The following is a 25,431-nucleotide window of genomic DNA, read 5'->3' on the forward strand; positions in this document are numbered from 1 at the left end:
AATTGCAATTTATGTCCCGTAGCTTCATCCCATCGAATGCGAGGACACGAGAATGAGTACTGCCGAACCCATCCTGCTCACCCCCGGCCCACTGACCACATCGGCCCGCACCCGTCAGGCGATGATGGTCGACTGGGGTTCATGGGATGACCGCTTCAATCAATTGACCGCCAGCCTCTGCGAGCAACTGCTGGCGATCATCAACGGCGGCGCCAGCCACCACTGCGTGCCCTTGCAAGGCAGCGGCACCTTCGCGGTCGAGGCAGCGATCGGCACGTTGGTGCCCCGTGACGGCAAAGTATTGGTGCTGATCAACGGCGCCTACGGCAAACGCCTGGCGAAGATCTGCGAAGTGCTCGGCCGCTCTTTCAGCACCTTCGAAACTGCTGAAGACGAGCCGACCACCGCCGCCGACGTCGACCGTCTGCTGCACGCCGACGCCAGCATCACCCACGTTGCACTGATTCACTGCGAAACCAGCACCGGCATCCTCAATCCGCTGTCGGAAATCGCCCAGGTGATTGCGCAACACGGCAAGCGCTTGATCATCGACGCCATGAGCTCTTTCGGCGCGCTTCCGGTGGATGCGCAACAGGTGCCGTTCGACGCGCTGATCGCTGCGTCGGGCAAATGCCTGGAAGGCGTACCGGGCATGGGTTTCGTCTTTGCTCGCAAAGAATCGCTGGCGAATGCCGCCGGCAACTCGCACTCGCTGGCGATGGACCTGTTCGACCAGCACACCTACATGGCCAAGACCGGCCAATGGCGCTTCACCCCGCCGACCCATGTGGTCGCGGCGCTGCACGAAGCCTTGCTGCAATACAACGAAGAAGGTGGCTTGCCGGCGCGGCATCAGCGCTACGCCGACAACTGCAAAGTGCTGCTGGAAGACATGGCCCAGCTCGGTCTGCGCAGCTTCCTGCCCGCCGCGATTCAGGCGCCGATCATCATCACGTTCCACGCACCGAAAGATCCGCGCTACCAGTTCAAGGAATTCTACGAACGGGTCAAGGCCAAGGGTTTCATCCTCTACCCCGGCAAATTGACCCAGGTTGAAACCTTCCGCGTCGGCTGCATCGGCCACGTCAACCAGGCCGAGATGCACGCGGCCGTGGCGGCGGTGGCTGAAGTACTGCGTGAGATGGAAGTCCTCGACATCTGACTCACAACAAATTTGCTCATCATTCCAAAAGACAGGATTTGAGACATGAACTACAACAACCCAACCAAACTCCAAGCCGCCATCCTCGACTGGGCCGGCACCGTCGTTGACTTCGGCTCCTTCGCTCCCACCCAAATCTTCGTCGAAGCCTTCGCCGAGTTCGACGTCCAGGTCTCCATCGAAGAAGCCCGTGGGCCGATGGGCATGGGCAAGTGGGACCACATCCGCACCCTGTGCGATCAGCCACAAGTCGCCGAGCGTTATCGCGCCGTGTTCGGCCGCGCACCGACCGACGATGATGTCACCGCCATCTACAAACGCTTCATGCCGCTGCAAATCGAAAAAATCGCCGAACACTCGGCCCTGATTCCAGGTGCGCTGGACACCATCGCCAACCTGCGCCAGCAAGGGATCAAGATCGGCTCGTGCTCCGGATACCCGAAACAGGTCATGGACAAAGTGGTCGAGTTGGCCGCCACCAACGGTTACGTCGCCGACCACGTGGTCGCCACCGACGAAGTCCCCAACGGTCGCCCATGGCCGGCTCAGGCCCTGGCCAACGTGATTGCGCTGGGCATCGACGACGTCGCCGCCTGCGTGAAGATCGATGACACCGTGCCAGGCATTCTCGAAGGTCGTCGTGCCGGCATGTGGACCGTGGCGCTGATCTGCTCGGGCAACGCGCTGGGCCTGGACTACGAAGGTTATCGCGCCCTCGGCAGCGATAAGCTGGACAGCGAACGCAAGCGCATCCACGCCATGTTCGAAAGCTCGCGCCCGCACTACATGATCGACACCATCACTGACTTGCCGGAAGTGATCGCCGACATCAACAAGCGCCTGGCAAATGGCGAAATGCCGCAAAGCAGTTGATCGCAGTTTTCCGAGCATAAAAAAGCGCCAGTTCCATTACGGAACTGGCGCATTTTTGATGTCAATCAGCTGAACCAGAGCGTTATACGGCACAATCACTCAAGGCAAATCCGCCAAAGCGGATTACAGTTAAGGAACACCGTCGGTCAAGAACGGTGGCTTCAGACCAGACCTGTGAGGAACACCGTATGCCCTGGAAGAATTCCGAATCACGCTACAGCACCGTATCAATCACGCTGCATTGGTTGATGCTGGTCTTGTTGGCGCTGGTTTACGCCTGTATCGAGTTTCGCGGGATCTTTCCCAAAGGCAGTGGCGGTCGCGCGCTGATCGTTGAATCGCACTTCATGCTGGGCCTGACCGTGTTCGTGCTGGTCTGGCTCCGCTTGTTCGCCCGCAGCCTGGGGCCCGCACCGCAGATCTTCCCCGCCTCGCCCAAGTGGCAAATCACGCTGGCGAAGTTGATGCATTGGGCGTTGTACATTTTCATGATCGCAATGCCGATTCTCGGGTGGCTGGTCACGAGCGCCAAGGGTAATCAAGTGATGTTCTACGGCTTTGACCTGCCGATGCTGGTTTCGGAAGACAAGGCGCTGGCCAAGCAGATCCAGGGCTGGCATGAACTGGGCGGCACCATCGGCTACTGGCTGATCGGCCTGCACGCACTCGCCGGGATCTATCACCATTACGTGGTGCGGGATAACACCTTGCTGCGGATGATGCCAAAGCGCGGTTGAACACCGCCCGTACTTATTGAAATCCCCGGCGGCCCTGCAGGCCGCCGGTGTGGATGAAGATCAAGCGTGTACCCTTTTCAAAACGCCCTGCCTCGACTTGCTGCTTGAGCATCAGCAGCGCCTTGCCGGTGTAGAGCGGTTCGAGCGGCACACCGCAGGCTTGTTCGGTCTGATCGATGAAGTCGAGTAACGACTGATCGACTTTGGCAAAGCCGCCACGGCTGGCGTCCAGCAGTTCGAAGTTACGCCGCGGCACATCCGCTTCTTGCAGTATCGATTCGACCTGTTGCGCAACGCCGTGATCGTCGGGCACCGCCATTGCGCCATACACAATGCGTTCACCCGCCTCGGCCAGCACCAGGCCGGCCAGGGTGGTGCCGGTTCCGCACGCCAGCCACCAGCCGTCGAAGTCGCTCCATCCCAAACGATTCAATTGATCGTCGACCATTGCCTTCAACGACACGCACCCGCGCGCGCCACGCAGACCGCCGCCCCCTTCCGGCACCGGATACACATCGGGGTATTGCGCCTGCCACGGCTGCCAGAAACCCGGTTCATGCCGCGCGCGGTAGCCGCCGTAGCCCAACCAGTGCAATTGCATGCCGAATGCCTGCAGGTCTTTCACCGTCGGGGTGTCGTGTGGATGGCCGCGCAGCAGTCCGACGGTGTTGAAACCGAAGCGTTTACCAGCGGCGGCCAGCGCGTGCAGGTGATTGGAGTGAGCACCGCCCAGGCTGATGATGCCTTTGGCGCCGGCGAGGTTGGCGGCGTTGAGGTGCTCGAAGAGCTTGAACCACTTGTTGCCGCTGATTAGCGGGTCGATTTGGTCAAGGCGCAGGATCGCGACGTCGATGCCGGCGGTAGTGAGCCAGTCGAGAGGGAGGGGGTCGAGAGGGGCTTGGGGGAGCCAGTTTGCTGGAGGAAAAAGCATTAGCGCCTGATTGAGCTCAGTTAAGAGCCAGCATTCTAGACGCTCTAAGGACGCCTTCGCGAGCAAGCCCGCTCCCACATTTGATCTTCGTTGCCACATAGATCGAGTGTGGGAGCGGGCTTGCTCGCGAAGGCCATTGGTATGCTTAACCTGCTGATTACAACTCAGCAGCCAACCGCGAACCCTGATTGATCGCACGCTTGGCATCCAGCTCCGCCGCCACGTCCGCGCCACCAATCAGATGAACATTCTGCCCGGCCGCGACCAACCCGTCCTGCAATTCACGCAGTGGGTCTTGCCCGGCGCAAATCACAATGTTGTCCACCGCCAACACTTGCGGCTCACCGCTTTCGCCGATGCGAATGTGCAGTCCTTCGTCGTCGATCTTCAAATACTCGACGCTGTTGAGCATCTGTACCTGCTTGTTCTTGAGCCCCGTGCGGTGAATCCAGCCCGTGGTTTTACCGAGGCCGTCGCCGACCTTGGATTTCTTGCGTTGCAACAGGAACACATCACGCGCCGGTGCATGCGGTTCGGCCTTGATGCCCGCCACGCCACCGCGCGCTTCAAGGTGAGTATCGATGCCCCACTCCTTCCAGAACGCGTCGCGGTCCTGACTGGTGGCGACGCCCTGGTGGACGAGGAATTCCGACACGTCGAAACCGATGCCGCCCGCGCCGATCACCGCGACCCGTTTGCCCACCGGTTTGCGCTCCAGGATCACGTCCAGGTAGCTCAACACCTTGGCGTTTTCCACGCCAGGAATCGCCGGGGTCCGTGGCGCGATGCCGGTGGCGAGAATGATCTCGTCGTAACCGCCCTCGACCAGTCGAGCCACGTCGACGCGGGTGTTCAGGCACACCTCGACGTTGGTGGTCTGCAATTTGCGGTTGAAATAGCGCAGGGTTTCGAAGAACTCTTCCTTGCCCGGTACGCGCTTGGCGATGTTGAACTGACCGCCGATTTCGCTAGCCGAATCAAACAGCGTCACCTGATGCCCGCGCTCGGCGGCCACCGTCGCAGCGGAAAGCCCCGCAGGACCGGCACCGACCACGGCGATTTTCTTGATCTGTTGCACCGGCAGGTAGTTGAGTTCGGTTTCATGGCAAGCACGCGGGTTGACCAGGCAACTGGTCAACTTGCCGCCGAAGGTGTGATCGAGGCACGCCTGGTTGCAACCGATGCAGGTGTTGATTTCATCGGCGCGCCCTTCAGCGGCCTTGTTGACGAAGTCCGGGTCGGCGAGGAACGGCCGCGCCATCGACACCATGTCGGCGTCGCCTTCAGCCAGAATCTGTTCGGCCACTTCCGGGGTGTTGATACGGTTGGTGGTGATCAGCGGAATGCTCACCGAGCCACGCAGTTTGGCGGTGACTTTACTGAAAGCCGCGCGCGGCACTTTGGTGGCGATGGTCGGAATCCGCGCTTCGTGCCAGCCGATCCCGGTGTTGATGATCGTGGCACCGGCCTGTTCGATGGCCTTGGCCAGGGTGACGATTTCTTCCCAGCTGCTGCCGCCTTCCACGAGGTCGAGCATTGACAGGCGGAAGATGATGATTAAGTTCGGGCCGACCGCTTCACGCACGCGACGGACGATTTCCACCGGCAGGCGCATACGGTTTTCGTAGCTGCCGCCCCAACGGTCGGTGCGGTGGTTGGTGTGGGCGGCGAGGAACTGGTTAATGAAATAACCTTCCGAGCCCATGATCTCGACGCCGTCGTATTCGGCGGTTTGCGCCAGCACCGAACAGGTGACGAAATCGCTGATCTGCTTCTCGATGCCTTCCTCGTCCAGCTCTTTGGGCTTGAACGGGTTGATCGGTGCCTGGATGGCGCTGGGTGCGACCTGTTTCGGGCTGTAGGCATAACGCCCGGCGTGGAGGATCTGCATGCAGATCTTGCCGCCCGCCTCGTGCACAGCGCGCGTCACGATCTGGTGCTTGAGCGCTTCTTCCTCGGTGGTCAGCTTGGCCGCCCCGGAATACACCCCACCCTCGTCGTTAGGGCCGATGCCGCCGGTGACCATCAGGCCAACGCCGCCGCGAGCACGTTCGGCAAAGTACGCCGCCATACGTTCGAAACCGCCGGGTTTCTCCTCAAGACCGGTGTGCATCGAGCCCATCAGGGTGCGGTTGCGCAGCGTGGTAAAACCCAGGTCCAGCGGGGCCAACAGGTGCGGGTAGTGAGCGGCGGCCATTTGTAACTCCACATCGAGCGATCACGGAAAAAGTGCAGGAGCTCTTTGGCTCCCGTCAGTCATGGTGGACAGACTAAGAGTCGCATCGCTGTCACTCAATGACCGAAACTGACAAGTTAATGATCAAAATGCGCAGCACCCCTTGGCAAGCGCCGACAGGCGCCCTACCCTAGCCGCAAACCCTGCCATGAGTTTTCACTACGATTGGAATTCTTTTCATTAAGAATGGAACCAGCCAACCATGGCCAGCCGTGTCGCGAAAACCTTAAACGCCAACATGGGCGCCGTTTGTGAAAGGTTTTATGTCATGAAGTCGGGCCGTTGCTAGAAGAATTTCCGCGGTGCGGCGCTGAATAGCCGCACACCGAAGCACACCTCCTGCTTGGCAATACTCTTGGCTCCCCAGCAAATATCGCTCAAACATCGAGCGACCTCGGCGAGGCTGCCGATTCCGGCGCTGGCACAACGCATTCGATACTCCTGAAGGTTTCCATAGGCGCCACTATAAACTTGTGGTTTAGACGGCCTATTGCATTTACTGCCTTACCTTCAGTGGTCATTAGAAAATAAAATGACGTCATTAGTTCTTAAAACGGGTAAGCATGTCCGCCCCCCTTTGCGGCAGGCAGCAATCGGCCAGAAGGAGACATTCGTTTGCGTCGGGACTTGCAGACGTTATCAGCGTGGCATTAGTTAACTATCCAACAGAGATGTTTTGCTGATGTGCGACGAATTACGTCGGCGGCAGCTCCCATCAGCATGAACTCCCCCTATTCACCCATTGCGACGCCTGCCTTATTCACATGAATGACCGAAGCCCCAGACGCCAACGCAAGGTCGAGAAGGCCTGCGGCATGCATGACAATCCCAGATGCGCCCACTGAGATAAGAAGATCGCAATTCTTCACCAGGAGCAGTGCGGCCTTCCAAACCTGGGGTGGCAAATCCTCCCCGTGCCAGACCACCGCAGGGCGCACTTTGCCGTTACAGCGATGACACCTAGGAGGCTCGATCAGAGCGCCGGCACAGCTGATTGATCTGGTGAAACTACCGCAGGCCGATAACAGGCGAAAACATTTGGGCATTGCCAAACTGCCATGCAAATGCACCGCATTTTAAGAGCCGGCTCGCTCATGAAGGTCGTCATTATTCTGGGTGATAACAGAAACCTGGCGTTGTGAGTCAGCCATGCGCGCTACCGCAAGATGTGCCGCATTTGGCTCTGCTTGAGCGACTCGGAGCCGCCGCCATAAATACCACCTCCATACCAGCGCCGGTTTTCCCGAAAGGCCTTGGCCGTCTCTAAATCCCTTGGATCGTATCCTGCCCAGATTCCAGAAAGTTTTTCGCGGTACGTGGGGATACCGCTATTGGCAGAGATACCGGCGTCAGTAAAAAGACCACCTTCTTGGCCTTCTGTAATTCGTCTACAGCTTGCTCTGTGACAGTCATAGTACCGATCTTCTCCTGCTTTACTGCTTCGCGCTCACAGAGTCACTCGACTTCGGCGTCAGAACTATCGCACCGTCGATTACGTCAATGGTCAGGACGTCGCTGATGCCCAGACCTAAGCTGGCGAGTAGGTCAGGCGGCAGGTCAATGATGACGTCGCCACTTCCATCTGCAGGATCTTGGCATTTCACTGTCCAGCGTTGGGCTTCGGTCATGATATTACTCACGCTTTGGTCTTGGTGATGACGATTCATTATGCTCGCGAATGTCTTCGCCAGTTGAAGCATGACGCAGATTGCTAATGGCTTCTTCTGGCCGGTAGTCGCCCGTTACGATGGACTGCGCACCGCTAAAATTACTGCCGTCTGCGACCTGAGTCTTGAACTTGCACGGCAGCGCATGTAGATACGCTGTCATCTGTGATCGAGCAATTCACGAAATATAGCGATATCTAGTGATGTATAGCGAAATTCGCTATACATCACTAGATATCGCTAGACCTGCCTATATTTGTTACGCCAGTCCTGTGTGCGGATCGTTAAGAGTGCTGGTGCGGTGCGGTGCGGCATTGCCGACATTTTCTGGGAGTCAGTTACCTGATTTTTGCGAATTCATGCTAGTGATAGCTCCAATGCCGGCTGCCACCTTTTGGGCCGGTTTCTTCCCCTCACGGCAGGTAGATATCGACCAAGCGGAGCCATATTGATGCGAAGCTTATGCTTGCTGCGTAGACTGACAGAATGTGGACAAGCCAGGCCGCCCGACTTAATGGACTACCCCGGAACGCAAACCGGCACATCATGACTGTTCATCAACTACTGGATTTTGTTAACTCAATTTTGAACGAGAAACCAGCCCGGCATCAGTTGCAAATTCGGCCCGCTCGCCGACATAAACAGACCACCGTCACAAACCCGGCTATCGACATCAGTGCAGCACACAGAAATATCGCAGCGAACCCAAACCCTGAAGCAATCAGCCCCATCACCGGGCCGGCCATCCCCACGGCAATATCAAAAAATAATGAAAGGGCACTCAGCGCCGAATTACGGTTAGCGGCCGGCGTGCTAGCCAATGTCTCCATCCCAAGCCCCGGATAGACCCAAGACACCCCGATCCCGGTCAACGCACCACCCGCAATGGCCAACGCAGGAGATGGCGCAAGCCATATCAACAACATGCCCAACGTCTGTACTAGCAGGCAGCCGCCCACCACTTTGTATCCTCTGTATCGCTGCAGTATTCCCGGCGACGACAACCGGGCAACGATAAACCCAGCCCCGAAACCACTCAGACAGTAGGCGGCGTGGTCCCACCCCAGGCTGTCGAAGTACAGCGCGACGAATGCCGTCAGCCCGCCAAACCCTACCGAGCTGCACACCAGAACCAGGCCATTGGGCATGACCGCGAACAGAACTCGATAAAACGCCAGCCGAGTTCCGGCAATCAACGGTGCCGGGCGCTTGCCCAGAGCCAGAAGCAGGAACATCAGGCCCAGCAACACGGTGCACAAGCCGACACTGGAAATACCCAATGAACTGCGCAGCAACACGCCTAAAGGCGCGCCGACTGCCGTACCGCCGTAAGCCGCGATTCCGTTCCACGACATGACTTGTGCTGCCCGAGGGGCGCCACACAACCCGATGGCCCAAGTGCAGCAAGGTGTTGAGATCATGGCCGTGGACGCGCCCAGCACCAACCGCCCCAGCAGCAACAGCGTCAGGGTCAACCAGGGCTGGGCGTGCAAGATTATGGCAAGCGTCGTCAGGGTGCCGCTCAACATCAAGCCGCTTAACCCACACACCACCGCAAATTTGGCACCCCGGCGATCCGCCACGCCACCGGCCAAGGGGCGGGCCAGAAGCGTCGCCAGGTACTGTGAGCTGATCATGACGCCCGCGACAACCGAGGTCAGGCCCAAGTCATTGAGGACATAGCCCGGCAATACCGCAAGCGGCAAGCCGCTGCATACGTACGAGATAAAGTTGAAAATGATAATGGACAGGATCAACCCATGGCTGCGGATTGCCTTGTCGCTGCTACGGCTTAAAACACCGATATCGTCCATCACTCATGCCGCTCTATGCCCCGTACGACATCCGCGAGCAACTGCGGGTGCGATACGAATGGTTCGTGCGCGGTATCTATTTCGATGATCATGCTCGCATCGGCACGTTGCGCAAAACGCCTCTGCCAGTCGACGGGCAGGATGTTGTCACGCAATGTGAGGATGTAACTGGCCGGAATCGTTCCCGGGTACCCCGCGCGGCTGATGGAGTCTGTTGCCACGCAGGGTGGCGTCGTGTCCTGGCTCACTTCGCTCAACAGCCACGCCAATGTTTGCTCACTCAGATCCTGACCAAACATGGCCACGGCCAGCGCTTGAGGGGTTGTTTGCGCGGGGTCCAGCGGCCAGCCGACATGCTCCGGGTTTTCGCCATGCAACTGGGTGCCGAGCAGCTCCAGAATCGATTGCCCCTCACTGGGCAATGCGCACGCCAGGTACACCAAACGTGAATACAGTTGAGGAGCGGCCTGCACCATCATTGGCAGCAAGGCGCCCGCGATGGAGTGCCCAAGCAAGACCGCCCGGTTCAGGCCAAGTGCTCGCAGGTCCTCATTGAGTTCCGTGACCACATCGTCGAGCCGCAGAGATCCAACATCACGGCCACGCTTTGTGCCGCACCCGGGCATATCGAGCGTAATCACGCGTTCAAAGCATCCGGGTTGCTGTTGCAGCGCCTCCACGAAAGGCCCCCAACACCACGAACCATGGTTGCCGCCATGCAGCAACACCAAATCAGTCATGCGCACGCTCCTTACTGTGGATGCCGGTAATCCCGGTCTTGATCACTTGATTGCGTAGCAGCCCACGGCAACGACGTACCCGTTCACCCGCTGCAGAAAGGTCCTTTTGTATTCGTTCTGCCCGGTAATGGGGTTGCGCCACAGGTAAGCGATTTCCCCGGTTTCATGGGTCTTCATCTGCTTGAGAATGTCCTCGCCAATCGGTTTGCCGTCGGTTGAGCGCAATGACTTGAAGTCGGTGCCGATCAGCCGGGGTGTAAAGCCGTGAGCGACAAACCGCTTGGTTTTCAAGTCCACAACAAAGGCGTAAAGGTCATCCTGAGTGAGCTGTTTATCGTGCTGATTGATGAGATCGAGAGTGGTTTTCGCGTCGCTGGCAACTTGCCCGGAAATCTGGTGCAGCAGCTGTTGTGCCTGTTCGGGGCTGGAGCGTGGCATGTAGTAACCCACGGAGATCACTCGATCCTGCACACGCTCATAGAACACGCGTTTGCGCTCGACCTTGGCGTGCTGCCAGTTCCACCAGCGGTATTCGGCGCTTCGCACAACGCCATCCTCTGGTTGCGAAATGATTTGCTGGAATATCGCTTTGAGGTCGTCGTCCAGGACGCTGAACACCGGTTTTCCAATCAGCGAAGCTGAAGGGCCGCCGCTGGCAAGCATCACACCAGAGGTATCCACCACATAGATGTACAGCTCACCATCAACATAGGCCCCCTGCCGGCTGAATTCGGCCAGGGCTGCGTCGCCTTTGGCTTTGTATTCGGCGACAGCTTTTGCCAGTAACGCATTGGCGCGCTGTGTGTCGGCGTCATAGGCATCCACTGGCGTTTGCTGTGCGACTCCGACAAGGGAGAACAAGCACAGGCAAAGCCCAGCGAAGACGCGATAAAGGCTCATTGATTTTCCTCTGATGATCTTTCTGATGTGGCGAAGTACAGCGTCCGCCAGGGTGGCTGGCGATCCGTGATGTTTGATTCAGTCACCCGGGCGAATGTCCACCGTCAGATTGTCAATCAGGCGGGTTTTGCCGATGCGCGCAGCTACCAGAATCACAAGATGGGTATCGTGGCTTGTCGCAGGTTTCAGATCCTGCGCATTGCGGACTTCGAAATACTCCAACTGAAAACCAGCGACGGTTATGCGCTGGCGACACTCATGAACCTGGCGCTCCTCAACCTGCCTCTCGTCCTGAATGGACGCAGCCATCTGCTTCAGACACTCGTAAAGAAGGGGCGCTACCGTGCGCTCCTGCGCATTCAGATAGCCGTTGCGCGACGATAATGCCAATCCATCCGAGGCCCGGATCGTAGGGGCCGCGACAATGTCAGTCAGCACATTGAGATCCCTGACCATCGAACGAATGACGGCCAGCTGCTGATAGTCCTTTTCCCCGAAAACCGCTACGTCCGGCTGAACAATGTTCAGCAGTTTCATGACGACCGTTGCCATGCCATCGAAGTGTCCAGGGCGTGCGGCACCGCAAAGACCTTCGGACACCTTCGGCACACTGACGATGGTTTGATTGAGCATTCCATCGGGATAGATCTGTTCGACACCCGGGGCAAACAGCGCATCACAGCCGGCGTTGACCAACCGCTCTCGATCCGCGTCGGGCGTGCGAGGATAGTTGGCCAGATCCTCATTCGCCCCGAACTGGAGCGGGTTGACGAAGATGCTGGCAACGACGAAGTCAGCTCGCTGTTTTGCGCAATGAATCAGGGCGATATGACCGTCATGCAAGTTGCCCATGGTCGGCACCAGCGCGACTTTCTTGTTTTCACCCCGGGCGCGAGTCACGAGCGCGCGAAGCGCGCCAACCGTATCGACTGTCAGCACCGCTTCACGCCTCCTTGGCCAGTTGCACTTCGATTGCCTCAAGCAACCGAGGATCATCAGCGGCAACGTCCGGAGCGAAACGAGCGACAACCTTGCCGTGACGATCGATCAGAAACTTCTCGAAGTTCCAGAGCACATCCGTCGTATTGGCGGACTCAATGCCATACCCCTTCAGACGTTCCCGGAAAGGACCTTCACCCGTCGTCTCAGGCTGTGTGGCCGTCAGTTCGGCGTAGAGAGGATGCTGGTCGGCGCCGACAACCGATATTTTCGAGAACAACGGAAAATGAACGTCATAGTTCACTGAACAGAACTCAACGATATCCGCGTCGCTACCCGGTTCCTGCTCCCTGAAGTTGTTGGCAGGGAACCCCAGCACTTCCAGCCCCTGGGATTTTTTGCTTTGGTAGAGTTTTTCCAACCCCTCGTATTGCGGGGTCAGGCCACATTTTGAAGCCACGTTCACCACCAGCAGGACTTTGCCCCGATAGTCGCCAAGGCGGCTGGCGCTGCCATCGATCTGCTTCAGCGGAATATCGTAAAGGGAATTACTCATTTATCTGCCTCATGCAGGTGTGCTTCAAAGGGTACGGCCGATGATTTCTTTCATGATTTCCGAGGTGCCGCCGTAGATGCGGGCGACTCGGGCGTCGACCCAGGCGCGACTGATCTTGTATTCGCTCATGAAGCCGTAGCCGCCATGAAGTTGCAGGAACTCGTCGAGCAACTTGCCCTGCATTTCCGACCCCAGCAGCTTGGCCATTGCAGCGATTTCCGGTGTCAACTCGCCGCGCATCACCTTGGCCAGGCAGTCGTCGACGAATACTCGCAACATGGTGGCCTGGGCCTTGGCTTCCGCCAGCTTGAAGCGGGTGTTCTGGAAGTCGAGAACCGGCTTGCCAAAGACCTTGCGTTCACGGGTGTAGCCGATGGTTTCTTCCAGCAGCGTGTCGATCGATTGAGCGGCGCGGATAGCAATGATCAAGCGTTCCCAGGCCAATTGGTGAGTCAGGTATTTGAACCCCATCCCCTCCTCGCCCAAACGATTACCAACCGGCACCCGCACCTCATCAAAGAACAGCTCGGCGGTGTCCTGTCCTTTCAGGCCGATCTTCTCCAGCAGACGGCCCTTGGCGAAGCCGGCACGGGTGTCTTCGACGCAGATCAAGGTCAGCTCTTTGGCCGCAGGATCCATCTTGGTGGCGGTGACCACCAGCCCGGCATTGCCGCCGTTGGTGATGAAGGTTTTCTGGCCGTTGACGATGTAGTCATCACCGTCACGCCGCGCCGACGTGCGCATGGCTCGCAGGTCGCTGCCAATCCCCGGCTCGCTCATCGCGATCACGCCAATCAATTCGCCGCTGACCATGCGTGGCAACCATTGCTGCTTCTGCTCTTCAGAACCGTAGGCAACGATGTAAGGGGTGACGATTTCCGAGTGCGTGGTGAAACCCACGGCGGTGGCATTGGCTCGCGCCAGTTCTTCGATCATCACCGCCGAGTGACCGAAGTCGCCTCCCGGGCCGCCGTATTCTTCGGGCACCGTGGAGCACAGCAAGCCGTTCTCACCTGCCTTGAGCCAGACTTCCTTGGGAACGATGCCGTTTTTTTCCCACTCATGCAGGTAGGGCACGATTTCGCGGTCGACGAAACGGCGGGCCTGATCACGGAACATGTTGTGGTCTTCACGAAATACGCCACGCATCTTGCTTACTCCAGATCGATTCTTGTTGTGGGCAATGAGTAATCAGCGGTCCCGGTATTGCGGGTCGCGCTTGTCGACAAACGCCGCCACCGCTTCCTGATGGTCCTCGGTGTGATGCGCCAGCGCCTGGTACGCAGCAGACAATTCCAGTAGCGAGTCGAGTCGCATATGTTGGCCTTCGCGCAGCAGGCGCTTGCACAAGCGCAACGCATGGCCCGGGTTGCTGGCGATCCGCCGCGCCAGTGCTTGCGCTTCCGACTGCAGGGTTTCATGGGTGCAGACTTGCTCGACGAGGCCCCATTCCAGCGCTTTGGTCGCATCAATAGCGTCACCGGTGAACGCCATCAGGCTGGCTTTCGGGATGCCGATAATGCGCGGCAACAGCCAGGCGCCGCCGTCACCCGGAACAATGCCCAGACGCACGAAACTCTCGGCGAAAATCGCCTTGGGCGCCGCCAGACGGATATCGCACATGCACGCCAGATCGAGACCCGCACCAATCGCCGGGCCGTTGACCGCAGCGATGACTGGAATATCCAGCTCATAGATCGCCAAGGGAATACGCTGAATGCCGTCACGGTAGGTGTTACGCAGCTCATAAGGCGAGCCGGCAAAGATGCCGCCGCGCTCGTGCATATCCTTGACGTTGCCGCCGGCACAGAACGCACTGCCATTGCCAGTAAGCACCATGACCCGTACCGAGGTGTCGCGACGCAGTTCGGCACAGAGGTCGACAAACTCCTGAATCTGCTCAGGTGTCGTCAGGGCATTGCGGGTTTCGGGGTGGTTCATGCGCACAGTGACGATGCCGCCCTCGCGCTCGATCTGAAGAAACGGGCTCATGCCGGATTACTCACAAGGCAGGTTAATGATTGTTGGCCATGCTGGGTCAGCAATGGCCAGTATCCCTCGCTGCCACCCTGGCAAACCTGGGCGCCCAGACGTTGACTCCACAGGCTGGCCGAACCGAATTCGCTGCGCCACGCCCACAACCGGCGGGTGTGCAAATGCAGGGGATATTCCTCGGTAAAGCCAATGGCACCATGCACCGAATGGGCAAAACCGGCGCCCACACTGGCGGCTTCTGCCGTGCTGATTTTTGCAGCGGCAATGGTCAGTGCAGCAAGTCCACAACGGGATTCTACGAAGGCCGACTCGGCGGCAATCCCGGCGGCAGCGGCTTGTTCAGCGAATACGGCGAGTTGCTGTTGAATGGCCTGAAACGAACCAATGGCCTTGCCGAACTGTTTGCGTTCACCGGCATAGTTGGCGGTCATGTCCAATAGAGCGTGCAATGCCCCGGCAATCTGCGCCGAGCGCAACATTGCGCCGCCCAACTCCAGGACATTTGCGTCAAACCCTTCAGGCAGCGCAGCGTGCGCCAGTACCTGAGCGCTGGTGAAACCCAGGTCATCGCGCGGTTCGCCCGCCACATTCAAGCTCAGCGTGAGTTCGCTGGCTGCACTGCGCGCAAGCAACACTACATGCGCAACACCGGTCGCACTGTTGGCAATCGCTACGATCGCTTCAACATTGCGCCCCCAAGGTACTGAATAGGCAGTGCCATAGACGCGCTCCCCCTCAAGCACCAGATCGGTGTGCGCGGCGATACTCAGGGCGCCCGCCCGCCCCTCCAACCCGGCCTTGCTCAACAGCCAATTGGCAAACAGGGCCTCACCCAACGGTGCGGGAACAGAAAAGCGCCCCGCGGCACGGACCAGCACATACATATCAGCCCAGCTGGCTTCGGCACCGCCCAATGCTTCGCTGACACCCGCCAGGGTAAAGCCCGACTCGTCCAGCGCAGACCATAACTCGGCCGGCCATTCGCCGCCTTCACAGCCCATCACATAAGCCGGCGTCGCCAAATCGGCAAACAGTCGTTCAATCGTCGCTTCAAATATCTCGCGCATTATCGCAACCCCAAGCCGCGGGCAATGATGCCGCGCAGAATTTCGCGGGTGCCCCCACGCAGTGAAAATGAGGGCGCCATTTGTGTCAGGTAAGCCAGCACGCGCGCATGTTCGCTGCCGCCGTCTTGCCGTGGCTCGGTTTCCAGTAATAACTGGGCAACCTCGGGAATTTCCTGCTCAAAGGCATTGCCGAGGTCTTTCACGCAGGAGGCCGCCCAGGCTGGGTGCTCACCGGCGGCCAGTTGTGCCGTGACCGACAATGACATATTGCGCAGTGTCAGCAGCTTGGCCGAAAGACGCCCGATCTCTCGCGCTTGTAACGCATTGGGCCTCTTGCCCACCGCATCAATCAGTGTTTTCAACAACGCCATACAGCTGAGGAACCGCTCAGGGCCGCTACGCTCGAAGGCCAGTTCGGCAGTCACCTGGTCCCAACCTTTGCCTTCAGTGCCGATCAGCGCGTCGGCGGGCAAGCGCACATTGTCGAAAAACACTTCGTTGAAGTGCTCGCCACCGGCCAGATCGCGAATAGGTCGGATGGTGATGCCGGGCAAGCTCAGATCGACGATAAATTGCGACATCCCCTCATGGCGGGCCGCCTGCTTTTCACCCGTACGCACCAGCGCAATCATGTACTGCGAATGGTGGGCATTCGTTGTCCAGACCTTCTGGCCGTTGAGTAGCCAGCTGTCGCCCTCACGGACGGCGGTGCTCTTGATCGAGGCCAGGTCAGAGCCGGAATTGGGCTCGCTCATGCCAATGCAGAAGTAACTTTCACCCCGGCAAATGGCCGGCAGGTAATGCTGCTTTTGTTTCTCGGTACCGAAGCGATTGATCAGCGGCCCGCTTTGGCGGTCAGCGATCCAATGGGCCGATACCGGTGCGCCGGCCGCCAGCAATTCTTCAATAATCACATAACGGGCAAACGGCCCCGCCTCTGCACCGCCGTACGCCTTGGGCAAGGCCATGCCGACCCAACCCCGGGCGCCGAGTTTTTTACTGAACTCTGCACTGAAGCCCATCCACGACTGGGCACTCAAGGTCGGTGGGTAATCGGCCAACGTGTCGTGAATGAATGCCCGCACTTGCGCGCGAAGCGCTTCAGCCTCAGGGGGAATATTGCTGTAGGTAAATTGACTGATTGCCATATGCGCTCTCTAACGCTGAACACTGGCGCAATCGCTTCGAACGAAACGACCACAGAACGGCAACCACTCCTGCGACCGTCGTTGGCCGACGGCCGCAGGAGCAGCGGCACCTTACAACGCGGTTTGCGCGTCAGCCTGGGCGAACATCGCATTGATGTCGCCGGAGGTGACCGGCTTGTTGTCGTGGCGACCATGGTCGGCACCACCCAGGCCCAGGGCGGGTTCGATGCTGACGTGGGTAGCCTGAGCCCGCAGCGCGCCGACCGTGCAGTTTTCCCGACCGTGAATGGAGAACGGATCGAAGGAGAACTCGCGCATCGCGTTCAAGTGAGTGACCTTGTCGATCATCTCTTTGGGCAGGTGCTGCAACCCTGCCCACGCTGTTTCCGGGGAGTTCGGCCAGGTGCAGTCGGAGTGCGGGTAATCGCTTTCCCAGGTGACCATCTCGGCGTTCAAATAGTCGAGGTTTTTCAGGCCGAAGTTGTCTTCGATAAAGCAGGTGATGAAGTGCTTGTTGAAAATATCGCTCGGCATCTTCCCGTCGAAGTTGGAGTTGGTCCACGCGTTGTGATGACGGTGCGTGAAGTCAGCACGTTCCAGCAGATAAGGAATCCAGCCGATGCCGCCTTCGGAAAGCGCCATGCGCAGGTCCGGGAATTTCTTCCACATCGGCGCCCAGATCCAGTCCGCGGCGGAGTTGGCGATGGAAATCGGCATGGAGGTGATCCAGGCATCGATTGGCGACATATCCGATGCGTGGTTGGCTTTGACGCCGGTACCGATATGGCAGCAGATCACGACTTTGTTATCGCTGCAGGCCTTCCACAATGGATCCCAGTAATCGCTATGGATCGACGGGTAACCGTGAATCGCCGGGTTGTCAGACAGAGACAGCGCGTGCACACCCTGTTTAGCCAGACGCTCCACTTCGGCAGCGGCGGCTTTCATGTCCCACCACGGTACGATCATCAGCGGAATGAAACGACCTGGTGCAGCGTTGCACCAGTCGTGCAAATGCCAGTCGTTGTAGGCCTGGATAGCGGCCATTGAGACGTCGCGGTCTGCATGCACCTGGAAGCGCTGCCCGGCAAAGCCCGGGAAGGTTGGAAAGCACAATGAACCGAGCACGCCGTTGGCGTTCATGTCGTCGACGCGGTCCTTGATGTTCCAGGTGCCACGGCGCATTTGCTCGTAGCCCAACGGCTCCATGCCGTATTCCTCTTTAGGTCGACCGACCACAGAGTTAAGGCCCATGTAGCCCGTGGCCTGCTCCTCGAAGACCCACACATCACGATCACCTTTCTTGACGACATGAGGCTCGCGCCCCTTGAAGCGCGCAGGCATGTGACGAGCAAAAGCATTCGGTGGCTCGATCGCGTGGTCATCGACACTGACGAGAATCAGATCTTCAACTTTCATTGTTTTCCCCTTCGCATTCGGGCTTGTTGTTGTGCCTGAATCATAGTGCACATCCCGCTTTAATTAAACACATTTTTTGAATGTGTTCATATTAAATCCGACGTCAGGAAAATAGCTTGAGGCAGAACGGCTGAACCGCGGCAGGCGCAAGACCTGTCGCGGTTCACCCAGAGGATTTACAAGCGGGGTACGGACGCCGTTCAGTCCCACAACACATGCAGGTAATGCGGACCGCGCAGCTGTGCACCGACGATCTGCGGCCCCGGCTTGTCCGGGTCGAGACGGATATTGGGCATCAAGTCGAGGATCGCATTCAGTGCGCAATTGATCTCGGTTTTGGCAACGAACTGACCGATGCACATGTGCGGGCCAAAGCCGAAGCCAAACGAAGGTTTCGGTTTGCGGTCAATGTCGAATTTATCGGCATTTTCGAACGCGTCCTCATCGCGGTTGGCGGAGGTAACGATACATTGCACCATCGCCCCTTTAGGGATGGACACACCGCGAATTTCCAGATCCTTGGCCGCCTGACGCACCTTGAAGGTAGCCACCGGCTCAAAACGTACCGCTTCATCAATGGCCTTATTTACAAGGCTACGATCATTACGCACCCGTTCCAGCACATCCGGATTTTGCAGAAGCAGTGCCATCAAGGTTCCGAACGTGCGGGTCGTGGTTTCGCTGGCCGCCGGGAGCAGTGAGCGCACGAAGGTGGTGATCTCATGATCGTCCAGAGAACGCCCCTGGTACTCAACGCCGATCAGCCGGCTGATCAAGTCATCCCCCAATGCGCCCGCAGCCCGACGCTCGGCCACCACCACTTTCACCACGTCATACAGCGCTTGTGCGGCGTCCATGGCGGCGCCACGGGCGGCGGCGGCCTTTTCCGGGTCGACTTGCGGACCGGCCAGAATGGCTAATGCCCAAGCGGCGTATTGCTCGATCTGTTCCGGGCGATCCTCGGGAAAGCCGATCAACGAGTAAATGACCCGGATCGGGAAATACAGGGCGAAGTCCATCAGGTCGCCGCCCTTGGCGGGCACCATCGGTTTGATGTACTCCTCGCGAATCACCCGGTCGATCCTGGTTTCTTTCCAGCGATTAACCGTCTCTGGCATGAATACCGGTTGCAGCAGATTACGCATGCTCTTGTGAGCATCACCGTCCATTGCCGTTAGGATCAAACCGTCGAAAAACGCACCCAGCCCTTCGGCAATAAAGCCGCTGGTAAAGGTGCCAGCATCACGCATGACGGCCATGACATCGTCGTATTTGAACAACGTGAAGGTGGGTCGGTTGGCATCCAGACCGGCAATCGATGGTACGCCGAGGCGGGCCATGAAGTTGTCTTGGAGCACGGGCGAGTTGGCGCGCATTTCGCTGTAGGTCGCGTGAAGATCGATATCACTGGTGCCGCGATAATTGCTGGCGACGTCAGTAAAAACCTTGGTCAGGTCGCTCTGTACCGGTGTGGACATGATCGTCTCCGTTGTTATTGTCATTATTTTTTTGGCCAGCCCGCATAAAGACTAACGCTTACGGGTGATCATAGGCTTGATCAGGATAGTATTAGACACTTATTAATTTTTCGATCAATTATTTGGTCCATACAACCTGTTCAATAGGCCTGCTGCACCAGTGTCATGCGGCCACCCGCCAACATCAGCGCGCAGTACAGCCCAAGCTCTACCACTTGGGCAGTGGAGAAAAATTCTTCTAACCGGGCAAAATGTTCGTCATCGATGCTCAGGTAATCACTGGCAAACAACTCGGCATAACGCAGCGCTGCACGCTCGGCGGGCGTGAAGTAGTCGCTGTCCGTCGCCATGCACGCAATATCTTCATCCGACACGCGGTCGGATTTTCGCGCCAACTGGCAGGCCTTGCAGGTGGTGATGCTGGCAATCTTCAGCCGCACCAGTTCGCGCAAACGCTCATCCAGCAGACTGTCGCTGTGCAGACTCTCCATCAGACCCAGCCAGGCCAACGCCACCTTGGGTCGATGCGCCCAGACCTGCACCGGCGTCGTAGAGCTGAGCATGCGACTGCGTTGACCGCGCCCGACCGCGTCTTGCAACGCGGCGGGCATGGCATCCACAGGAATCAACGGTAGGCGTGCCATCTCAATCGAGCCGTTCGATGATGGTGGCCGTGCCCAGGCCACCGGCACAACAAATGGCTTGCAACCCATAACGCGCGCCACGGCGCTCGAGCTCATTCAACATCGTGGTCATCAGACGCGCGCCGCTGGCCCCCAATGGGTGTCCGAGGGCAATGGCGCCACCGTTGACGTTCAACTTGCTGTGCGGCACACCCGTCTCCTGCATCCAGGCCAACGGCACGGAGGCAAAAGCTTCGTTGACTTCAAACAGGTCAATGTCATTGATACTCAGCCCTGCCTTGGCGAGTACCTTTTGAGTAGCGGCAATCGGCCCAGTGAGCATCAATGTCGGATCAGAGCCGACCGTGGTGAAGGCCACGACACGCGCCCGTGCCTTGAGGCCGAGTTTTTTTGCCGTTTCGCCACTCATCAATAGCAATGCTGCCGCACCGTCAGAGATTTGCGACGAGTTACCCGCGGTGATGCGTCCGGTGTCCGGACGAAAACTGGTTTTAAGCGTCGACAGTTTTTCCCGCGATGTATCGCGGCGAATGGTTTCATCGTGACGCAACACAACAGCTGGGTCCGTCAGCTCCTTTTCACGGAACTGCTCAACCACAACCGGTACGGTTTCATTTTCGAAATAACCGGCATCAGAGGCAGCCGCAGCACGCTGGTGACTGGCAAACGCGAAGTCATCCAGGGCATCGCGGCTGAGTGCCCACTTGTCGGCCATACGTTCGGCCGCCTCACCCTGGCTGGTCAGTTCATACCGTTGCGCCGCCATCCAGCCAAACGCAGCGCCATGGATTTCACGGTTGCTGCCCATGGGCACGCGGCTCATGTTTTCTGCGCCACCCGCCACCACAATATCGGCGGCTCCTGCCGCAATGGCGCCAGCGGCCATATGCACGGCCACTTCACCCGAACCACATTTGCGGTCGATGGTCAGCCCCGCAACGGTGACCGGCCACCCAGCTCCGAGCAAAGCCGTGCGCGCAATATTGGCCGACTGCTCGCCAATCTGCGTGACACAGCCGAAGATCACATCATCGACCAGCGTCGGCGACACATCGACCCGCTCCAGCAAGCGGTTGAGCACCAACGACCCAAGGTGATCAGCGCGCACGCCGGCAAGGCTGCCACGAAACTTACCGATGGGCGTGCGTACCGCATCAACTATGACGATGTCTTTCATAGCGCACTCGCCTTTAGCCCTGAGCCCGGCACTTGTTTACCCTCTTCATAGCGGTAAACCCCATGCCCTGACTTGCGTCCCAGCCGCCCGGCGGCGACCATTTTGATGATCAGCGGGCAAGGTCGAAACTTTTCGCCCAAGGTCTGGTGCAGATAACGCAACACCGACAACCGCGTGTCCCAACCGGTCAAATCACCCAGTTCCAATGGACCCATCGGGTGGTTGAAGCCCAGGCGTAGCGCGGTGTCGATGTCTTCGGCGGTGGCAGTGCCTTCCTGCAGCATCCACATTGCCTCGTTACCCAGGAGCGCGGACATGCGGCTGGTGGTCAGGCCTGGCGATTCATTGACGACGATCGAGGTTTTACCGATCTGCTCGCACAGGGTGCGCGTGCGCGCCACCACTTCATCGCTGGTGGCCAAACCACGCACCAGCTCCACCAGCTTCATTTTGTGCACCGGGTTGAAGAAGTGCATGCCGATAACGCGATCCGCACAATCCACCGACGCTGCAATTTCGGTGACGCTGAGAGCCGATGTATTGGTGGCGATAATCGCGTTCTCCGCCAGCAGCGGTGCCGCCTGACCGATCACCGCCTTTTTCACCGCCAATTGCTCGGAGACCGTCTCCACCAGCCAATTGGCTCCTGTCGCAGCTTCGCTCAAGTCGCTGCAGGTCAGCAGATTGGCTAATGATTGCCGAGCCTGTTCTTCGCTGACTTTACCCAGGCGAACACCATCGGCAAGGATCTTTTCGATGCTTGCCCGAGCGCTCGTCAATGAGGCGGCATTGGTATCAACCAACAGCGTATTGAAACCGGAGCTGGCGAACGCATGAGCAATACCGGTGCCCATCAGACCCGCACCGACGACGACTACTTTTTCTTTATTGGCGTTCATGTTTGGCTCCAGATTAGGCGCGGTTCTTTTTACCGACCACATTGCGCAATGTACCGATGCCTTCGACGCTGGCTTCGACTACATCGCCTTCCTTGAGGAACAGACCGGTGCCCATCCCCACCCCCGCCGGCGAACCGGTGAACAGCACGTCACCACTGGCAAAACTCGACCGCTGCTGCACGAAGCGAATCAGTTGGCCCACATCCCAGGTCATTTCGCCGGTGGACCCGTCCTGGCGCATTTCGCCATTCACTTTCAAGGTCAGGCGCAGCTTTGGTGAACCTTCCGGGAACTCGTCTTTAGTGACGATCCAAGGCCCAAGGCCAGTGGTCTGGTCCTGGCTTTTAGCCGCAAACAAATCCATGCCAATACCTGCCGGCCCGCTGCGTTGCAGGTCCCGCGCACTCACATCATTGCCAACGGTGTAGCCGAGTACGCACGCAAGCGGGTTTTCCAGGTCGATTTCTTCGGTGCCGATGACGGCCACCAGCTCAACTTCGTGATCGAGCTCCTCAGTCAGCGGTGGGAAACGAATCGGGTCATTGGCGCCAATCAGCGCACCATAGGCCTTGAGAAAGGCCACCGGCTGTGCCGGCGCCTTCAATCCGAACTCCACCAAATGCTTGGCGTAATTGGCACCCGCCACGACCACCCGGTTCACCGGTTCGATCGGGGGCAGCAGGCGCACCTTTGACAGAGGCAGCGACGGCCCGGCGAAACGTATCGAACTGATACCACGCCCTGCCGCCACCGCCGGCGCCCAGTCTTTGAAATCACCGGAAATGGGCGTCACCTGATCTTGAGCGACATCCACTACAGCCCAAAAAATACCTGTCGCAAAATACTCACAACGCGCCAGTTTCATCAGGCACCTACCTTGCCCAACTTGGCAGGATCCAAGTGCAGCAAGCGGCATGCGTTTTCATAACGAATCTTGCGCATGTCCGAATCGGACAACTTCAGACCATGGGTCAGATCGTGGCGTACGGCATCGCTGCCACCGAAGTTGCTGCCGTACAGCACATGGTCCGCACCGATGATGTCGACCAGGGCTTGGCGCATCGGCACTTCATGCAGTTCTACGTCGAAGTAGAAGTTCTTCATGTACTCGAGCAGCGGCTTTTTGTTGTATTTGACGTCGAGGTTTTCGTTGGTCTTGGCCAGACGACCGAGCTGGTACGGTACATAACCGCCACCGTGGGTGATGTACACCTTGAGGTCAGGGAAACGATCCAGAACGCCGCCGCAAATCAGGTTCCAGAAACAACGGGTTTCGTCGTACTGCATCCCCACGATGGCGGTGGTTTCGTAGCGGTCGCTGTTAGCGTTCTTGCCCCAGGTAACCGACTGGTTATAGCCATGGACAAAAATCGGCAGATCCAGATCGCACAGGGTTTTCCACACCACATCGAGCTCAGGCGAATCGAATTCCAGACCACCGAAGTTGGCACCGCCAGCGACCAGGCCCTTGGCACCCAGCTCTGTGCAAGCGTGACGTATTTCAGCCGCCGCCGCTTCCGGCGCATTGAGCGGTGCATGAGCCCAGAACATCAGGCGATCGGGGGCAGCGGAGCAGTACTCGGCCAACGTGTTGTTGACGGTGCGTGCGAATGGCACGGCGAATTCGGCTTCAGTCCAGTACATGTAGCAATGGGACGGGACGGAAACCACCTGAAGATTTTGTCCGGCGGCATCCATACCGGCCAGGCGCACTTTCGGATCAGCCCAGCGAGCAAAATACTCTTCAAGCTTTGGCCCCTTGCCGGAACGTACGGCCGCCTTACGCTCAGGCGATCCGAGGCCCAGAATCCAATCACCTACACGCAGCTTGATATCGCCGTCGGCGTGTTGCTCGAAGAACGGCCCCCAGTGAGGGTGCTGGTTGTAATAGCCAGGGTGGGGTGCGTGGGCGTGTAGATCGATAAGCATGTCTAGGTACCTCGAAGTTGGCACTTTTTATTGGTTATTGGCGCGGCGCCTTCACGTGATCAGGATCAGACCGCCGTGAAAAGAGGAAGCCTGGGGCTCACCGCTAAGACCAGAGCTTAAATTTAAATTGATCAGAAATCAAAATACTGTTCAATTTATTTTGCCGGCACGCGAAGAAGCCCGAGCCAGAGCCATCGACCCAAGTCAACAAAACGCCTTTCAGGGGTAACAAATGCCAACGGGAAGGAAAAAGTGCGGCGTACAGACAAGAAAAAATTAACGCCCAAAAACACAAAGCCCCCGATATACGGGGGCTTTGCCTATAGCAGAAGGGGGTGAGTGAGCGGTCAGCGACGGGTGCGGGAGGTGGAACCCATGATCAACGCCCCCAGCAGTTTTTTCACCCGCACCGGAAACAGTCGGCGCCCCGCCGCTTCCGGCACCAGGATTTCGCTCAATACGTAACGAATGATCATTTCGCAGATCAGTTCTCGATCAAGACGGACCCCGAGGCGTTCATCCCAATCGTCGAAAACAATGCCCAGGCCATCCTGAAAACGCACGATCGAATCATGGAAAATTCGCCGAAAGAAGCCCAACGCGTAGTCTGGGGCGACCACCAACAACCGCCGCGCACGACTTTGCTCAAGGTAGTTGTCGAGGTAGGCAAACAGCGCATTGAGACGTGCTTCCGGGTCACTGATATTGCCCAGCTCCTGCGACAGGGAGGTGTGGAAACTTTCGCGCTTATGCCGCGAAAAGGTATCCAGCAGGTCCTCCTGTGACGCGAAATAGCGATAAAAAGTACCCCGCGAGACACCGGCGACCTGGCACACATCGAGGATCGAAATACGATCCGCGCCAGACATCAGCACGACCTCCTCAGTGGCTTTAAGGATATTGGCGATGGTTTCTTCCGAACGGCGGTTCGGCTTGACCTTGGCGCCTGCCACGGCATTGGCGGCAGTACGTCGCTCCACCGGTTTCACCGGCGTCACCCCTGCATCAGGCACCGTGTTCTTTTTCGTTCTGGAGGCCGGCGTAGGCGCTTCTGCTTTCTGGGATGCGGCTTTTGGCATGGATTGACGGGCTCATGGAGAGTAAAGATAGTGCAACACTA

Annotated in this window: 23 protein-coding genes and 1 pseudogene; 3 read left to right on the top strand and 21 right to left on the bottom strand. The window is 58.3% G+C overall.

Features of this window, described 5'->3' with window-relative positions:
* Positions 1–52: 52 nt before the first annotated feature.
* From BK660_RS04900 to BK660_RS04910, 3 genes are all read left to right on the top strand, one after another.
* Positions 53–1,162: a 2-aminoethylphosphonate--pyruvate transaminase gene (locus tag BK660_RS04900; RefSeq protein WP_123432319.1), complete on the top strand. Its 1,110-nt coding sequence runs from the start codon at positions 53–55 to the stop codon at positions 1,160–1,162.
* A 45-nt stretch (positions 1,163–1,207) separates the two neighbouring features.
* On the top strand, positions 1,208–2,035 hold the full coding sequence (gene phnX, locus BK660_RS04905; RefSeq protein WP_123432320.1) for a phosphonoacetaldehyde hydrolase: 828 nt from the start codon (positions 1,208–1,210) through the stop codon (positions 2,033–2,035).
* Between the two features lie 188 nt (positions 2,036–2,223).
* A complete protein-coding gene (locus tag BK660_RS04910; RefSeq protein WP_123432321.1) occupies positions 2,224–2,772 on the top strand; it encodes a cytochrome b in 549 nt (182 codons plus the stop codon).
* 13 nt (positions 2,773–2,785) lie between these two features.
* Here the strand turns inward: BK660_RS04910 and BK660_RS04915 are convergent, their stop codons facing one another.
* From BK660_RS04915 to BK660_RS05015, 21 genes and pseudogenes are all read right to left on the bottom strand, one after another.
* Positions 2,786–3,703 carry a 1-aminocyclopropane-1-carboxylate deaminase/D-cysteine desulfhydrase gene (locus BK660_RS04915; RefSeq protein ID WP_123432322.1) on the bottom strand — a complete coding sequence of 306 codons (918 nt, stop codon included), beginning with the start codon at positions 3,701–3,703 and terminating at the stop codon, positions 2,786–2,788.
* Between the two features lie 157 nt (positions 3,704–3,860).
* Positions 3,861–5,900, bottom strand: a complete 2,040-nt coding sequence (locus BK660_RS04920) for an NADPH-dependent 2,4-dienoyl-CoA reductase (RefSeq protein WP_123432323.1) — start codon at positions 5,898–5,900, stop codon at positions 3,861–3,863.
* 770 nt (positions 5,901–6,670) lie between these two features.
* Positions 6,671–7,323, bottom strand: a pseudogene (locus tag BK660_RS04925) (Sir2 family NAD-dependent protein deacetylase).
* A 49-nt stretch (positions 7,324–7,372) separates the two neighbouring features.
* Positions 7,373–7,567, bottom strand: a complete 195-nt coding sequence (locus BK660_RS04930; protein ID WP_123432548.1) for an AbrB/MazE/SpoVT family DNA-binding domain-containing protein — start codon at positions 7,565–7,567, stop codon at positions 7,373–7,375.
* A 647-nt stretch (positions 7,568–8,214) separates the two neighbouring features.
* A complete protein-coding gene (locus BK660_RS04935) occupies positions 8,215–9,420 on the bottom strand; it encodes an MFS transporter (protein WP_123432324.1) in 1,206 nt (401 codons plus the stop codon).
* Positions 9,420–10,160, bottom strand: coding sequence for an alpha/beta fold hydrolase (locus BK660_RS04940; RefSeq protein ID WP_123432325.1), 741 nt, complete (start codon positions 10,158–10,160; stop codon positions 9,420–9,422). Before BK660_RS04940 ends, BK660_RS04935 begins: the two co-directional genes overlap by 1 nt.
* 42 nt (positions 10,161–10,202) lie before the next feature.
* Positions 10,203–11,060, bottom strand: a complete 858-nt coding sequence (locus BK660_RS04945; protein WP_123432326.1) for a cache domain-containing protein — start codon at positions 11,058–11,060, stop codon at positions 10,203–10,205.
* A gap of 78 nt (positions 11,061–11,138) precedes the next feature.
* Complete coding sequence (gene panC, locus BK660_RS04950; protein ID WP_123432327.1) at positions 11,139–11,999, bottom strand: pantoate--beta-alanine ligase; 861 nt, start codon at positions 11,997–11,999, stop codon at positions 11,139–11,141.
* A 4-nt stretch (positions 12,000–12,003) separates the two neighbouring features.
* Positions 12,004–12,555 carry a glutathione peroxidase gene (locus BK660_RS04955; protein WP_123432328.1) on the bottom strand — a complete coding sequence of 184 codons (552 nt, stop codon included), beginning with the start codon at positions 12,553–12,555 and terminating at the stop codon, positions 12,004–12,006.
* Between the two features lie 24 nt (positions 12,556–12,579).
* A complete protein-coding gene (locus BK660_RS04960) occupies positions 12,580–13,704 on the bottom strand; it encodes an acyl-CoA dehydrogenase family protein (RefSeq protein WP_123432329.1) in 1,125 nt (374 codons plus the stop codon).
* Positions 13,705–13,746: 42 nt separating this feature from the next.
* Entirely contained in the window at positions 13,747–14,547 is an 801-nt protein-coding gene (locus tag BK660_RS04965; protein ID WP_123432330.1) for a crotonase/enoyl-CoA hydratase family protein, read from the bottom strand.
* On the bottom strand, positions 14,544–15,617 hold the full coding sequence (locus tag BK660_RS04970; RefSeq protein WP_123432331.1) for an acyl-CoA dehydrogenase family protein: 1,074 nt from the start codon (positions 15,615–15,617) through the stop codon (positions 14,544–14,546). The genes BK660_RS04965 and BK660_RS04970 overlap by 4 nt, the downstream gene beginning before the upstream one ends.
* A complete protein-coding gene (locus BK660_RS04975; protein WP_123432332.1) occupies positions 15,617–16,765 on the bottom strand; it encodes an acyl-CoA dehydrogenase family protein in 1,149 nt (382 codons plus the stop codon). The genes BK660_RS04970 and BK660_RS04975 overlap by 1 nt, the downstream gene beginning before the upstream one ends.
* Before the next feature lie 111 nt (positions 16,766–16,876).
* Positions 16,877–18,184: an amidohydrolase family protein gene (locus BK660_RS04980; protein WP_123432333.1), complete on the bottom strand. Its 1,308-nt coding sequence runs from the start codon at positions 18,182–18,184 to the stop codon at positions 16,877–16,879.
* 200 nt (positions 18,185–18,384) lie between these two features.
* Positions 18,385–19,662 carry a cytochrome P450 gene (locus tag BK660_RS04985; protein WP_123432334.1) on the bottom strand — a complete coding sequence of 426 codons (1,278 nt, stop codon included), beginning with the start codon at positions 19,660–19,662 and terminating at the stop codon, positions 18,385–18,387.
* A 140-nt stretch (positions 19,663–19,802) separates the two neighbouring features.
* Complete coding sequence (locus BK660_RS04990; RefSeq protein WP_185044966.1) at positions 19,803–20,306, bottom strand: carboxymuconolactone decarboxylase family protein; 504 nt, start codon at positions 20,304–20,306, stop codon at positions 19,803–19,805.
* Between the two features lies 1 nt (position 20,307).
* Positions 20,308–21,483: a thiolase family protein gene (locus tag BK660_RS04995; RefSeq protein WP_123432335.1), complete on the bottom strand. Its 1,176-nt coding sequence runs from the start codon at positions 21,481–21,483 to the stop codon at positions 20,308–20,310.
* Positions 21,480–22,382: a 3-hydroxyacyl-CoA dehydrogenase gene (locus BK660_RS05000; protein WP_123432336.1), complete on the bottom strand. Its 903-nt coding sequence runs from the start codon at positions 22,380–22,382 to the stop codon at positions 21,480–21,482. The genes BK660_RS04995 and BK660_RS05000 overlap by 4 nt, the downstream gene beginning before the upstream one ends.
* Positions 22,383–22,395: 13 nt before the next feature.
* Positions 22,396–23,247, bottom strand: coding sequence for a fumarylacetoacetate hydrolase family protein (locus BK660_RS05005; protein WP_123432337.1), 852 nt, complete (start codon positions 23,245–23,247; stop codon positions 22,396–22,398).
* Positions 23,247–24,311, bottom strand: coding sequence for an amidohydrolase family protein (locus BK660_RS05010; RefSeq protein WP_123432338.1), 1,065 nt, complete (start codon positions 24,309–24,311; stop codon positions 23,247–23,249). The genes BK660_RS05005 and BK660_RS05010 overlap by 1 nt, the downstream gene beginning before the upstream one ends.
* A gap of 347 nt (positions 24,312–24,658) precedes the next feature.
* Complete coding sequence (locus BK660_RS05015) at positions 24,659–25,390, bottom strand: TetR/AcrR family transcriptional regulator (protein ID WP_123432339.1); 732 nt, start codon at positions 25,388–25,390, stop codon at positions 24,659–24,661.
* Positions 25,391–25,431: the final 41 nt, after the last annotated feature.

It is taken from the genome of Pseudomonas brassicacearum, assembly GCF_003732265.1.
GTDB classification, from domain to species: domain Bacteria; phylum Pseudomonadota; class Gammaproteobacteria; order Pseudomonadales; family Pseudomonadaceae; genus Aquipseudomonas; species Aquipseudomonas brassicacearum_D.